General features: G+C 32.0%; 12 protein-coding genes. 1 reads left to right on the forward strand and 11 read right to left on the reverse strand.

Annotation, left to right across the window (positions count from 1 at the left end; translation table 11 throughout):
- Positions 1-86: 86 nt before the first annotated feature.
- The 6 genes from AAEO58_RS09195 to AAEO58_RS09220 all read right to left on the reverse strand — a co-directional run bounded on the left by AAEO58_RS09195 (position 87) and on the right by AAEO58_RS09220 (position 6062).
- Positions 87-2534 (reverse strand): PIG-L family deacetylase, encoded by a 2448-nt coding sequence (locus tag AAEO58_RS09195; RefSeq protein ID WP_341683144.1) that lies wholly within the window; start codon positions 2532-2534, stop codon positions 87-89.
- Between the two features lie 84 nt (positions 2535-2618).
- A complete protein-coding gene (locus AAEO58_RS09200) occupies positions 2619-3155 on the reverse strand; it encodes a mechanosensitive ion channel domain-containing protein (protein WP_341683145.1) in 537 nt (178 codons plus the stop codon).
- Entirely contained in the window at positions 3148-3732 is a 585-nt protein-coding gene (locus tag AAEO58_RS09205; protein WP_341683146.1) for a Maf-like protein, read from the reverse strand. The genes AAEO58_RS09200 and AAEO58_RS09205 overlap by 8 nt, the downstream gene beginning before the upstream one ends.
- A complete protein-coding gene (locus AAEO58_RS09210; RefSeq protein WP_341683147.1) occupies positions 3725-4648 on the reverse strand; it encodes a geranylgeranylglycerol-phosphate geranylgeranyltransferase in 924 nt (307 codons plus the stop codon). Before AAEO58_RS09210 ends, AAEO58_RS09205 begins: the two co-directional genes overlap by 8 nt.
- A gap of 144 nt (positions 4649-4792) precedes the next feature.
- Positions 4793-5320 (reverse strand): KdsC family phosphatase, encoded by a 528-nt coding sequence (locus AAEO58_RS09215; RefSeq protein ID WP_341683148.1) that lies wholly within the window; start codon positions 5318-5320, stop codon positions 4793-4795.
- On the reverse strand, positions 5304-6062 hold the full coding sequence (locus tag AAEO58_RS09220) for a Rossmann-like and DUF2520 domain-containing protein (protein WP_341683149.1): 759 nt from the start codon (positions 6060-6062) through the stop codon (positions 5304-5306). Before AAEO58_RS09220 ends, AAEO58_RS09215 begins: the two co-directional genes overlap by 17 nt.
- 107 nt (positions 6063-6169) lie before the next feature.
- Between AAEO58_RS09220 and AAEO58_RS09225 the strand changes: the two genes are divergently transcribed.
- Positions 6170-8620, forward strand: a complete 2451-nt coding sequence (locus AAEO58_RS09225) for a T9SS type A sorting domain-containing protein (protein ID WP_341683150.1) — start codon at positions 6170-6172, stop codon at positions 8618-8620.
- 98 nt (positions 8621-8718) lie between these two features.
- Here the strand turns inward: AAEO58_RS09225 and pheT are convergent, their stop codons facing one another.
- From pheT to AAEO58_RS09250, 5 genes are all read right to left on the reverse strand, one after another.
- A complete protein-coding gene (gene pheT / locus AAEO58_RS09230; protein ID WP_341683151.1) occupies positions 8719-11148 on the reverse strand; it encodes a phenylalanine--tRNA ligase subunit beta in 2430 nt (809 codons plus the stop codon).
- A gap of 337 nt (positions 11149-11485) precedes the next feature.
- The gene (locus AAEO58_RS09235; RefSeq protein ID WP_341683152.1) at positions 11486-12499 is read right to left on the reverse strand and encodes a proline iminopeptidase-family hydrolase; all 1014 of its coding nucleotides are present in this window, start codon (positions 12497-12499) and stop codon (positions 11486-11488) included.
- Entirely contained in the window at positions 12496-12981 is a 486-nt protein-coding gene (locus AAEO58_RS09240) for a hypothetical protein (protein ID WP_341683153.1), read from the reverse strand. Before AAEO58_RS09240 ends, AAEO58_RS09235 begins: the two co-directional genes overlap by 4 nt.
- Before the next feature lie 54 nt (positions 12982-13035).
- Positions 13036-13899: a bestrophin family protein gene (locus tag AAEO58_RS09245; protein ID WP_341683154.1), complete on the reverse strand. Its 864-nt coding sequence runs from the start codon at positions 13897-13899 to the stop codon at positions 13036-13038.
- 103 nt (positions 13900-14002) lie between these two features.
- On the reverse strand, positions 14003-15307 hold the full coding sequence (locus AAEO58_RS09250) for a TolC family protein (RefSeq protein ID WP_341683155.1): 1305 nt from the start codon (positions 15305-15307) through the stop codon (positions 14003-14005).
- Between the last annotated feature and the right edge of the window lie 47 nt (positions 15308-15354).

A 15354-nucleotide genomic window follows, 5' to 3' on the forward strand; every position in this document is an offset into this window, starting at 1 on the left:
AGAAAATTAAAATATATATAGCATTTAGTATCAAAACTATACTATAACTTTTTTTCCATTTGTGCTTTTGTTTATCCATCACTATTTTATTTGTCTAAAGCAATCATGTTTGCTAATAATCGATAAGCGCCACTAACGCCTTCTGGTAATTCTCTAAAGAAACTCAAACCTGTGTAAATGTAATTTCCTTTACCAAATTTGGCAATTACTAAACCACCTGTTTTTGAAGATTCGCCTTCGTCATTGGAAGCTAAAATAGGAATAAATTCTGAACTCCATTTGTTTGGATAGTATAAACCTTGTTCTTGGACCCAACCAGTAAAATCTTTTTCAGTGATTTTATTCGGTTGATTAAGAACTTTATGACTTGGTGCCAAGAAAGAAACTTTTGCATTTTCATCGGTAACTCGATCTCTTGATAATTCTAAACTGTATGGTGCTATTTCTTTGGTAACCAAGTTGTTAGTGGTATTGTATTGAATGATTAAATTACCGCCTTTTTCTACATATTGAAACAGTATTTTATTTTTATATTTTAATTCATCAACCACATTAAAAGCGCGAATTCCTAAAATTACCGCATCAAATTGTTGTAGATTTTCTATTGAAATTTCGTTCGGATTAATCGTTGAAACTTTAAATCCAAGATTTTCTAAATTCTTGTTTACTTCATCTCCAGCTCCCATAATGTAACCAATATTTTTGCCTTTAGTTTCAATGTCTAATTTTACTAATTTAGATTCAGAAGGCACTAAAATGGTTTGTTTTGGAATATGTGGATATTGAATCGTAATTAATTTATCATCAAATGTTTGATTACCAATTTGAGCTTTTGCACTCAATTTTGTGGCAATTTCTGGTTTGGTTGGATATAGAGTGAATGTGAATTTTTTCTCTTCGTTTTTGGTTGTAATTTCAAACGGAATTTCTTTCGGATTTACTTTCCAATCATTTGGAATATTTAATGATAAAACGCCTTTTGCATTGGCTTTGTGCGCTTTTACAGAAACTGTAATTTCTTTAGATTGCGTTCCGTTAAAAATTATAACTTCAGGTTCAATTTTAGTCGTAACATCGGGTAAAACGGTAAAAGGAACATAGGTTTCTCCGTCATCTGGATTATTGAATTTGTAGCAAATATTCTTTACGAATTCAATTGTTTTTCCTTCAATTTCAATGGTGAAAACGACCGGAAAATTAGATGAAACTTCAGGTAAAATTCGAATTGATTTATCCGAAACACGATACATTCCTTCGGTTTGTTGTTCTTTTAACCAAAATAAGTTGGAATAATCAACACTTTCGCCAATAATTACATTCTTAAATTGGAAACTTGTTTTTTCATTATTTTTTAAAATAGCATTTTTTGTTTCTATTGGAAGTTGTAATGCTTTAACAGAAATCAATTTTGCATTCGACTGACTTCGGTTAATGACTTCTATATTGATATTAAAATTACTATCTTTTGTTGTTGTTTCAGTATCTGCAACGGCTTCCATGAACAAACCGCTACACGCTTCAATAATCTTAATAATTTGTTTTGATTTGATGTCTTTCCAATGCGAATCTTCTAGTTTTTGAATCAAATCATACGCTTTAATCAAATTCGGAATATGAACTGACGGATTTCCAAAGTTGAAATTCTTTTCAATTTCGTATAAAATTTTTCCAATTTCATTGCCACCTTTTACTCGATTCCAAGACGTGTCAATTCCTTCAAAAAGATTGGTATTACTTGGTAAATCACCTTTTAAAAGTTCTAAATATTCGGTTTCGTCGCCACGACTTCCTAAAGTTCCAAAACCTTGACATTTGTGCTGACTTCTACTCAAAGCAGCAATTTCGTTGTTACTTTTTCCTTTTAATGGATAAAATACATTGGAATTAATAGCTAATAATTTTGATTTATCAGCTGCATCAAACGCTTCTTGGCTTCCGTAAAACCACCAAGACGTGTTGAAAAAGATGCGTTTTGGTTGGTGTTTTACTAAATCATATGCTTCTAAACTCAACATAGCCGAAGCCGTGTGATGTCCGTGTGTTGTACCAGGCGTGTTGTGGCTAAAACGGTTTACGATAATATCTGGACGGAAAGTTTCAATGACTTGAATAACATCTTCCATAACTTCGTTTTTATTCCAAATTGCGAAAGTTTCATTTGGTTCTTTTGAAAATCCGAAATCATTGGCTCGTGTAAAAAACTGTTCGCCACCATCGATTCTTCTGGCAGCTAATAATTCTTGAGTTCTAATGGCTCCTAGTTTTTCTCTTAGTTCGGTTCCAATTAAATTTTGACCACCATCGCCACGCGTTAACGATAAATAAGCGGTTTGTGCGTGGTAATGATTTGAAAAATAGGTGATAAGCTTTGTGTTTTCATCATCAGGGTGTGCAGCAACATACAAGACTTTTCCTAAGAAATTTAGTTTTTGAACTTGTTCGTAAATTTCTACAGAGTTCAATTTTTGTGGTGCTTGTGCAAATGCTATTGATGAAATTAAAAATATAAAAATTGAAGTATAGCTTCTTTTCATTGCAATGGATTTGTTTCAAAAATAGGGAAATAAAAAAAAGGAAGTTTTAATCGCTTCCTTTTTAACACTATTTTATAAGTTGATTTAATCAAAAAATTCTTTTTCTTCAGGAGTATCCTTTAATACAGAAACCCCTTTTTGTATTAGTAAATTATTTGGATAGGTAATCAATTCACCATCAGAAGACTTTAAAATGACATAAAAAGCTTTAATATCGTCAATTTCACCTTCAATTGGAAAATCTTTATCGTGAATTTTGATTCGGTCTCCAATTTTAAATGGATAAGAAAAAAATAAAATAATTCCAGCTGTAATGTTACTCAAAATTGACCATTGCGCAAACGAAGCAACTCCAGCAACGGCAAAAACAGAGGAAATAAATAGAAATATTTGATCTTTTTTTACACCCCAAATAATTACAATAGAAATAAATGCTAAAATGCCTAATAATAAGTAAATATACTTGATAACTAGATTACTACGATGTTCTAAAACTTCGTTTAGAGTGGCGTATTTTCGAACTAGTTTTTTTGAGCTTACTCTTAATATAAAGTAAAGAAATAACACTACAATGGTTGCTATTTCTTGGTCTAAATAAGGATTATTTATTAATTCAAACATAATTCATTAATTTTTGAAATAACATTTCTGTTGGTAAACCTACAACATTGGTATAAGAACCTTCAATTTTTGAAATTCCAATTAAACCTATCCAATCTTGAATTCCGTAGCTTCCTGCTTTATCAAATGGTTTGTAATTATTTAAATAATAAGTAATGGCTTCGTCAGATAAATTAGCAAAAGTAACTTTGGTAACACAATGAAAAACATCAGTTTTATCAATGGATTTCAAACATACCGAAGTAATTACTTCATGCGTTTGATTGGCCAATTGTTGCAACATTTTAAATGCATCATCATAATCTTTTGGTTTGCCTAAAGCTTTTCCGTTTAGCCAAACAATAGTGTCACTTGTAACTAAAACATCGTTTTCTTTCAATTCATTTTCGAAAGCACTTGCTTTTAATTCGGCTAAAAAATTCGTGATTTCTTCCGCTTGTAAATGTTCAGGATAGATTTCTTCAATTTCTTTTAGGCGAATGGTGTAATGCAAATCCATTTCCTTAAAAAACTGCTGTCTTCTTGGTGAACCCGAAGCTAGAATGATGTTGATTTTATTTAGTTTTTCTTTAAGCATTGGCTAATTTTAAATTGAAAACGATAACAGCAACTGATAAAATTCCGAAAAACAATATGATTTTTAATACCAAACTTAAGTGATGAAATTCTTTTTTAGCACTAGCATTTATTAGCTTAACTCCAAAATAAATTAGTGGTCCAACGATTAGAACCATTGCATAATATACCACATAATCCAATTCAAATAAGTTTGAATTTACATAATATGCTAAAATTCCAATTGAAACTACTGTTAAAACACCAACAATTATTTTCGTTTTTTGAACTCCGATAGCAATAGGCAACGTATTAATTCCCGATTGATAATCGCCATCCATATCTTCTAAATCTTTTACAATTTCACGAATCAAATTGATGATAAAAGCGAAAATGGCATAATGCATTAAAATATCAAAAGCTTCTTTCATTCGGAAACGATTATCAACATCAATTGCTGGTAAAATATCGAATAATCCAATGATAATGATACTTGTAGAAAGCATTAACGCCACAACTACATTTCCAAGAACTGGAATTTGTTTAAAACTTGTAGCATACATGTAAAGCAATGTGGCTACTAAAATAAACATCGAAGCAAATGTAGGTTTGTAAATAACATTTGAAAGATAAAACCCAATTCCAACTCCAACAATGGTTAATCCTATGTACCAATTATACGCCACCGTTTCCGAAATAGAAACACCAACCACGCGGTTTTGAGGTTTTGCAATTTCGTCGGTATCCTGATCCATAATATTATTGATGACATAGCCACCAGCAGCAATACAAACCGTTGCAAAGATTAACAAGATGTAATTAAAATCGGTTAAGGCTAAATCTACATATGATTGTTTTAAAAATAAATAACGAAATACTAATTGCATAAAGGCTAGCATTAGTAAGTTTTGGAATCGAATTAGTTTTAAGTATTTCATATTGTTTTTTTGTTTCAAGTTTCAGGTTTCAAGTTTTTTACACAGAGCTTCACCGAGTTTTTTTGTTTTGGATTGTGTTGAAAGAGATACACTGAGACGTTTCGCTTTTTTAAGTAGAACATCCATCTTCCAGCATCCAATCAATTAATCAAACTTCGCATCAAAATGTTCCATCCATTTGCCTTGTACTTTCATTACTTGTTCTATGACATCACGAACAGCACCTTTTCCTCCTTCTACATGAGAAATGTATTTAGAAAGGCCTTTTATTTCTGGAACTGCATTTTGTGGACACGTTGGTAATCCTACTAATTTCATAACATGATAATCTGGAATATCGTCACCCATATATAACACGTTTTCTGGTTTGATATTGTAAATATCTGCGAATTCTTTGAACGTTTCTACTTTATCAGAAACACCCAGATGAATATCGGTAATACCCAAATTTCTCAAGCGAACGCGAACTCCTTCATTGCTTCCGCCTGATATGATACAAACTGTGTAGCCATTTTCAACAGCGGCTTTCATGGCATAACCATCTCTAATGTTCATATTACGAAGCATTTCGCCTGTTGGGGTTACGTGAATAGTTCCATCGGTTAGCACTCCATCTACGTCGAAGATGAAAGTGGTGATTTCGTTCATTAGTTCTTTATAACTTTTTGACATGTTGTATCGATTGTGTAAGTAATTGATATAGGTTTTTATATTCAGGATTTTCTAAGAAATCTAAATGTTTTTCAATGGTTTTGGTGTCGTTTCGTAAAGCCGGACCCGTTTGTGCTTCTTTCGGAGAAAGTTCCGTGATTTTATGAGCCGTTTCCTGAATTAAAGGATGTAATACTTCAAACGGAACGTTGTTTTTTTCGCAAATTTCATTTCCAATTTGGTACAAATGATTCACAAAATTACAAACAAAAACAGCAGCTACGTGCAAACTTTTTCGTTGTTCTGAAGTAATTCTAACTACCTTTTGAGAAATGCAATTGCCTAATTTTTCTACAAGTTGGTAATCGACTCCATTTTCAGCTTCTAAACAAATAGGAATAGGAGTGAAGTCGATTTCTTTGCCTTTAGTAAAGGTTTGAAGCGGATAAAAAACACCTTTTCGATTCTTATCATTCAAAACCGAAATAGCAGACGAACCCGAAGTATGCACCACCAAACGATTTTCAAAAGGTAATTGCGATGAAACTTCCGCAATAGCGTTATCTGAAACCGAAATAATGTACAAATCAGCTTCGGTAATTTTTTGATAATCAGCAGTAATTTTGGTTGCTGGTAATAAATGCGATAAATGAATTGGATTACGAGCAAACGCTTGTACCAAATCCACATTTTTAGCTTGCATCAATACTTGAATTAAGTGTTGCGCCACATTTCCTGAACCGATTAAAACGACTTTTATCATGGCGCTAAAATAGTGAATTTTGAGGAATTTTCCTTCTCAAAATATTTTTAGATTATGCTTTGATATTTAGTGATTTATCTTACTTTTGAGTTATTAATTTCTTACAAATGAAAAAACTTTACTTTTTATTTTTTTTTACGATTGGTCTTTTAGCTAATGCACAGATTGTGAATATACCTGATGCTAATTTTAAGGCGAAGTTGTTGGAATCAAATACAACTAATTATATTGCACTAGATTTAGTCGGAAATTCCTTTCAGATTGATTCCAACAGTAATGGGGAAATTGAAGTTAATGAAGCTTCACAAGTTGGTTCTTTGATATTAAATAATTCATTTATTTCTTCATTAACTGGAATAGAATATTTTAGCAATTTAACAGAATTATATTGTGAAGTAAATTTACTTACTTCATTAGATTTTAGTATGTTGACTAATCTTCAAATTTTGCATTGTACTCAAAATCCACTTACGTCTTTGAATGTAAATGGTCTAACTAATCTTGAAGCATTATATTGTGGAAATGGTCAATTAACAATTTTAGATGTTTCTGGTTTAATTAATTTAAGAGAATTAGATTGTTCTCAGAATTCTCTTTCATCTTTAGTTTTAAATAGCTTACCAAATCTTGAAATTTTATCTTGTAATGATAATCAGATTAACTCTTTGGACATTAGTGATTTGTTGAGTATTAAGGAACTCTATTGCTTTGAAAACCAAATCACTTCTTTAGATGCAACAGGATTAATAAATCTAGAAAGATTATGGTGTTATACTAATCAGCTAACTTCTTTAAATTTGATTGGTTTGTCAAACTTGGTTCATTTAGCATGTAGTCAAAATCAGCTTTACGAATTAAATTTTAATGGATTAATAAATCTTAGAACGTTAAGTTGTAACAATAATCAAATAGCTTTATTAGATTTAAATAGCTTAGAAAATCTTGAGTTAGTTGAATGCAATTATAACAATCTTTCTTCATTAGATGTGAATGGTTTAACAAACCTTAATTATTTGAAGTGTAATAATAACCAGTTGACATCCCTTTTTATAAAAAATGGTAGCCTTGAGTCTACCTTAGAATTTTTTAATAATCCAACATTGAATTATATTTGTGTTGATGATTTTCAAACAAATACAGTACAAAGTATGATTGCTTTCGGATTTCCAAACTGTCATATTAACTCTTATTGTACATTTATGCCTGGAGGGGTTTATTACACAATAACCGGTTATCAGAGATGGGATAGTAATTATAATGGATGTGATGCATTTGATATACCTTTTCCTCATATGCAAATAAATAAAATTAATGCAGGAAATTTAGTAGGAACTTATTATACAAATGTGTCAGGACAATATAATATAAATACGCAAGCAGGTATGGACACTTACATTCCAAACCTTGAAAACCCAAGCTATTTTAATATTTTTCCAACTAGTTTTACTGTTGATTTTCCAACACAAACAAGTCCATTTAATCAAGATTTTTGTGTAACGGCTAATGGAGTAAAATCGGATGTTGAAATTGTTTTATTACCAATTACTCCAGCTCGTCCAGGCTTTGATGCTGATTATAAACTGGTTTATCGCAACAAAGGAAATCAAATAGAAAATGGTTCAGTTAGTTTAACATTTGATGATACAAGACTTGATTATGTTGCTGCAAATCCGATTTATAATACAACTGCAATTAATAGTTTTACTTGGAATTACACTAATTTGCAACCTTTTGAAACTAGAGAGATTATTTTAACTTTCAATGTAAATTCTCCAATGGAAACACCAGCAGTTAATAATGGAGATATTTTGAATTATACGGCAACAATTACAACTGCAAATACTGATGAGACACCAATTGATAATACTTTCATATTAGACCAAATCGTAGTCGGTTCATATGATCCAAATGATAAAACGTGTTTAGAAGGAACAACTATTGCACCAACTGAAGTTGGTAATTATGTACATTATGTAATTCGTTTTGAAAATACAGGAACTTTCCCTGCAGAAAATATTGTGGTGAAAGATATGATTGATTTGGCTAAGTTTGATATTGCAACTTTGGTTCCATTAAAAAGTAGTCATGATTTTTATACCAGAATCAACGGAAACAAAGTGGAATTCATTTTTGAAAACATCAACTTAGATTTCAATGATGCTACCAATGATGGATATGTTGTGTTCAAAATTAAAACGAAATCAACCTTAGTTTTAGGAGATACTTTTACCAATAACGCCAACATTTATTTCGATTATAATTTTCCAATAACAACCAATACGTACACAACAACTGTAGCTACTTTAAGCACGCAAGATTTTGATTTTGGAGCCTATTTCACACTATATCCAAATCCTGCAAAAGACGTTTTGAATATTCAAACTAAGCAAGATTTAGAAGTAAATTCAATTGAAATTTATAATCAATTGGGACAAATTGTAATGGCAACAACCAATGCAATCAATTCTGTTGATGTTGCTAATTTAGCTTCTGGAACCTATTTCGTAAAAGTGAATACAGAAAAGGGTAGTGCTAATGCGAAGTTTGTGAAAGAATAGTTTCGACAAGCTCAGCTTTGACATTCATATAAATAATAAAAACTCCCGATTCAATTAAATCGGGAGTTTTTTATGATTAAACCTTAACAGGTTTTAAATTATCTCAAGCTCGCGCCTAACTGACTTTCGAAATTACCTTGTAACTTACTCATAATTTTATCAATTTGAGTATCGGTTAGCGTTTTAGAATCGTCTTGTAAAATGAAACTTATAGCGTATGATTTTTTACCTTCTGGTAAGTTGTTTCCTGTGTAAACGTCGAATAAATTTACGTCTTTTAACAAGCCTTTTTCAGTTTGTTTGGCAATGTTGTAGATTTGTTCGAATGGAACGTTTTCATCTAACAATAAAGCTAAATCTCTACGAACTTCAGGATATTTTGGAATATCGGTGAATTTAATTTTCGTAGAAACGTACTTCTGAATTTTATCCCAAGCAAAATCAGCATACAATACTTCTTGTTTGATATCGAAATGTTTTAAAACTGATTTTTTAACCGTTCCAAATTCTACAATGACTTCTTTTCCAACAGCCAAAGCTAAGCCTTCTGCGAAAACATCATTTTCAAATGGTAATGAAGTTACTTTTTTGTCTAATCCCAAACGACTTAAAATCGTGTTGATATAACCTTTGAACAAGAAGAAATCGGATTTTGATTGTGTATTGGTCCAACTTTCGTTTTGTCTGTTTCCAGTTACTAATAACGTTAAGTGTTTGTTTTCGTCATGACCGATAGCCGTTTTGTGGTAACTTTTTCCAAATTCGAAGAATTTTAAATCGCTTCTTCTTCTGTTGATGTTGAAAGAAACCGCTTCTAATCCAGAAAACAATAACGACTGACGCATTGCTGATAAATCGCTACTCAATGGATTTAACATCATTACGTTCAATTCTTCTTTCAAGTTTTCAGAAAGTTTTACGTAATCTGGCGTTGTTAATGAATTCGCCATCATTTCGTTGAAACCTAATGAACACAATTGGTTGGCAATGATATTTTGTACTTTATATTCTTCCGTTCTTGATGAATTTGCTGTTGTAGCATTCACTTTAGAAGGAATTTTGATGTTGTTATATCCGTAAACACGTAAAATTTCTTCAATAACGTCAATTTCTCTGGTAACATCCACACGGTAAGAAGGAATTGTTAATCCTAAACCTGCTTCGGTAATACTACTAACTTTGATATCTAATGAAGCTAAAATCTTCTTAATCGTTTCTGGTTTGATTTCTTCACCAATGATTTTATTCACTTTATTAAAATGAATAAACACACTGAAATCTTCAATCTTTTTAGGATAAATATCAGCAATATCCGAAGTGATTTCTCCACCAGCCACTTCTTGAATCAACAAAGCAGCACGTTTTAAAGCGTATTCAGTAATACTTGGATCGATTCCTCTTTCAAAACGGAAAGAAGCATCAGTACTTAACGTATGTCTTTTAGCTGTTTTTCTAACCGAAACTGGATTGAAATAAGCACTTTCTAAGAAAATAGCTTGTGTTTTTTCAGAAACTCCCGAAGTTTTTCCTCCGAAAACACCAGCAATACACATTGGACCGCTTTCGTCACAAATCATTAAATCTTCTTCGTGAAGTGTACGTTCGATATCATCAAGAGTAACAAATTTAGTTCCAGCAGGAACTGTTTTTACTACTACTTTATTTCCTTTTATTTGAGCGGCATCAAAAGCGTGCAAAGGTTGACCTAATTCGTGTAAAACGTAATTCGTAACGTCAACAATATTATTTTTTGGAGTTAATCCAATAGCTTTTAAACGGTTTTGTAACCAATTTGGAGATGGTTTAACGGTAATTCCAGAAATAGTAACACCACAATATCTTGGTGCTAATTTTTCGTTTTCAACCTTAACATCAATTTTTAACGTACGTTTTTCTACCTTAAATTTACTTACCGAAGGAGTCATTAATTCCGAAGTTGTTCCTTTTTGTAATAATCCAGCACGTAAATCACGAGCAACTCCCATGTGAGACATAGCATCAGCACGGTTAGGAGTTAATCCGATTTCGAATACTTCATCAGTTTCAATTTCGAATACTTTTGAAGCTGGCGTTCCAGGTTTTAAATCTTCGTTTAAAATCATAATTCCGTCATGACTTTCACCTAAGCCTAATTCGTCTTCAGCGCAAATCATTCCGTGACTTTCTTGTCCGCGGATTTTCCCTTTTTTAATTTCGAATGCGTTTCCTTCTTTATCAAATAACTTAGTTCCAATAGTCGCCACAGGAACTTTTTGTCCCGCTGCCACGTTTGGAGCACCACAAACAATTTGAACAGGTGCGTTTCCATCACCTAAATCAACCGTTGTGATTTTTAGTTTATCAGCATCAGGATGTTTTTCGCATGTTAACACATGACCAATCACAACGCCTTGTAAGCCTCCTTTTAAACTTTCGTATTTGTCAACGCCTTCTACTTCTAAACCTAAGTCGGTAAGAATATCGGCAATTTCTTCAGATTTTAAATCGGTTTTAATAAATTGTTTTAACCAATTGTAAGATATACGCATTTTGTATCGAATTTTAAACGGCAAAGATACTTTATAAAATTAGAATTTAGAAATTAGAATTTAGAAATTTTGAACAGCTTTTTGGTGATAAGTTTTGTTAAATTGCTGGAAGTTGGATGAGGGAAGCTGGAATTTTAAAACTTCTCAAAGAACTTATATACTCTATATAGTTATCATTAAGGAAAAATATACTTTGTATTTTTTTAAAACACATAGACACAATAGAAGGAGTGCCTATGTGTTGATATTTTAAGCGTTACACTTGTCATAGTTAACATAGCAAAGTAAATTATACTTTGTGAAACTTTGCGCTTTACTTCGTGAGACTTTGTGCCACCTACTTTTTCAAGAACGAAATCAATCCAGAAAAATACGTTTTCTGATCGTCGTAAAATGCCATGTGACTTCCTTTTGGACAGAATAAATACGAACCATTTGGTAATATTTTCGAAATCTCTTCCATGTGTTTTGGATCCATTGTATCGTGTTTTGCTCCGATTACTAATGTTGGAATTTTTACATTTTTCAAATCGGCTTTTCTATCCCATTTTTCTAATTTTCCTGAAATACCAAATTCACTCGGACCTTGCATGGTTACATAAAGCGACTGATTCATCTTAGCAAACGAACGATTTACCGGTTCTGGCCAATCTTTTGCAGGGAAACGAAGAATGTGTTTTTCATAGAAATTTGGAAGCAACAATTCCATATATCTTGGATTGGAAAAGTCGTTATTGGCTTCTATTTTCATCAATTCTGCCAATACTTCTGGATTCATTTGTTTGGCTAATACTTCATTGGCATATTTATCATATTCTGGGCAACTTGCCATCATGTTTGAAATGATTAAGCCTTTCATGTTGTTTTGATATTTCAAGCTGTATTCCATAGCTAAAATACCACCCCAAGAATGGCCTAACAAGTAGAAATTGGTATTGTCTAACTTTAAAGCTTTACGGACTTGTTCCACTTCTTCCACATATCTCGGTAAATCCCACATAGCAGTATCGTTTGGATTATCGGCATTTCCGCAACCTAATTGGTCATAATAAATGAACTCGATGCCTTCTGCAGGTAGGAAATTCTCGAAACATTCAAAATATTCGTGCGTTGCGCCTGGACCACCATTTAAAAGCAATACTTTGATTTTTGGATTGTTCCCAATACGCTTCGTCCAAACATTAAAAGTGCCTTTTGGAGTTGTAATTGGAATGACTTTTACACCACCATTTTGAATGCTATCAGAAGATTGTGCAAAATACTCGTTTTGAGTTGCTACGGTTTCTTGTTTACAGCTTGTGAATAAAGAAAGGGTGATGAGTAGGAGTGTTGTGTGGAATAGGTTTTTCATGGTTGGATTTTTAGTTTTAATATTTGTTTTCCAAAAATAGAACTATTAAATTCGATTCTGTCATCATAATCTATGGATTCTGTTGGTGGGTCAACTGGCACTTTATCAATTGTTTCTCCTTTCAAATTCGTACATTCTACATACAAATCATCAAAAATTAAAATTACATTATTTCTTCTTTCAATATATGGCAATTGAGTTGCTTCTTCATTTCTTATTATGCTTTTGTTTTTCAAGTCAAAAACACACCATTCAATATTTCCACTATAAAATAACAAGTTCGTTTCTGGAATAAATAAGAAACTATCTTCATCAATTATGCTATCTTTTGTAAGTTCAAACTTTATTGTGATTTTAAGCTCATTAATTTCAAAAAATAAAACAGATGATTTTATGATATTTTCATTGGTATATTTTTTTTCAATAAAAATAATATCAAAATCTTCAGATGGAATAATATGATTATAATTTTTGACTTCCATTTTTATGATGATTTTTACATTATTATTTCAAATATATCAAATTCCCTCAAAACCTTACAAAATCTCTTCCACGTGTTTCTTAATATTCGAAGCAATTTTTGTCATGGGTAAATCGTTGGCGTCGTTGCCAAATGGGTCTTCGATTTCTTCGGCAATTAATTCTAAACTCGCTAAAACATAAAAGATGAAAATCACTACTGGAATTACATAGTAGCCCAAACTAAATACAAATCCAAAAGGCAAGGTCATCACAAAAAAGAAGATGAATTTTTTGATAAACGAACTGTACGAGTAGGGAATAGGCGTGTTTTTAATACGTTCGCAAGCACCACAAATATCCGTAAAGGATTGCAGTTCCGAATTGATGATGTAAAATTGGTCACCCGTAATTTTCCCAGATTTGTACAAATCATTTGCTTTTTGAAACAGTATTTTTGCCACTTGATTTGGACGATGTTTGTGATGATCCATTTCTAAATCCAAACCTTCAAACAACATTTTGCTCACTTCTTCATTCAATAAATGTTTGGAAAGCACCGAAGCATAAGCTGGAATCACTTTTCTGTAGAAATTTCTATCATTTTCATCAGATAAATAAGCAGAAAGTTTTAATGCTAAATTTCGACTATTATTAACTAAAGCGCCCCATTGTTTTCGGCCTTCCCACCAACGGTCATAAGCTGTATTGGTTCGGTAAGCCAATAATAAAGACAACACAAAACCTACGGTAGTGTGCATTAGGTTTAGGTTTTTTACATGGCTGGTTTCAGAAAGTTTCCAATATTCGATTTCTAAATACGCAATTCCATAGGAATAAAATCCAATGAAAAACATCATCGGAATTAATTGACGAAACGTATCCGATTCGTGAAAACGAAAGATAAAAGTAATCCAGTCTTTTGGGTTGTATTGAACCATTTTTTAGTGATTAGTGAAAAGTGATTAGTGAAAAGTGATTAGTGAAAAGCGGATTTTCAATTTCACAGTTTCACAATTAAACATTTTAACAAATCTAAATATATTAATTCAATTTTAAAGTACCGGCTAATTCTTTTAAGTTAATTTCCGAAAGTTTGGTTACATATTGCGCATTTGAATAGCGAACTGAAGCTTCCACAAAATTTTGCTGAGCCGTTCTAAATTCGATAGTGGTTATTGTTCCGATTTTGAATTTCGCTAACGTAATATCTAAGTTTTGTTTGGCAATTTCTAAGTTTTTTTCTTCCACTTTTACCAACTCTAAATTGGTTTGATAACTCGCAAATAAAGACGATAATTGTGAGGTTAACGATAATTTTTGTTGCTCTAAAAGGAAACTTGCATTTTCCACTTGATATTTTGCTACTTTTTCGTTTCTGTTTTGAAGAAAGCCATTAAAAATTGGCACTGTCGCAGTAACTCCGTACACAAAACCTTGTCCAGAAGATTGCGTGATGAATCCCAAAGAAGCTTCCGAACGTGTGAAATTGTAACCCGAAGTAACTCTCACTGTTGGATAACGATTACCTTTGACTTGTTTCAAATTCAAATCGGCTACTTTTTTAGACAGAATTTGTGCTTGCAATTGCGGATTTTGTTTTTCGGCTGTCGATTTTAATTCGTTGAAATCTAAATTTTGTTCGAATGTAACTTCTTTAGCCACTTTAAAATCGGTTTGAATATCACGAACTAATAATTCGTTCAATCTAATTTTACTGATTTTAATGAGTTCTTTTTGTCTTAATTGTAAACTTAAATCGCTGTTCAAATCTACTTGTGCATTCAAAACTTCTAATTTTGAAGCTTTTCCAATACTAAAACGATTTTGAGCCGTTGTTAAACGTTGGTTTGAAATCACAATCGCCGTATCAATCGAAGCTAAAACTTGCTGTTGTTGCACCAAATCGAAATAGGTAGTGTAAACATCACTAATTCGGGTTAAAATGGCAGCTTGTAATTCGGCTTTTCCTTGTTGTTCCAAAACGTTCAATTGTTCTTTTCGGGCAAACATACTCAAGCCGTCGAAAATGGTCCAATCTAAACCAACACCATAGGTTAAGTTCATGTTCTTGGCATTATCTAATTTTCTTTCGGAACCATCAGCTTGCGTTTGCGTGGTATTTAATTGGCTGTTATTGTTAGTGAAATTTGCATTCAACGAAGGCAACATTCCAGCATTGGCTAAATTGTTATTGGTAGCATCAATTTTGGAATTATTTTCAGCGATTTTAATATCGTAATTGTTTTCCAAAGCTATTTTAACTGCATCTTCAAGCGAAAGTAGTTCTTGTGCTTGCGCTGAAAATCCAAGAAAAATAAGTAATAAGGTTATATATAAATTTCGCATAGTTTTTTTATGTTTTCACCGCAGATTCACAGATTTTTTAATTTGTA

The sequence above is a fragment of the Flavobacterium helocola genome, assembly GCF_038289885.1.
Lineage (GTDB): Bacteria > Bacteroidota > Bacteroidia > Flavobacteriales > Flavobacteriaceae > Flavobacterium > Flavobacterium cheniae.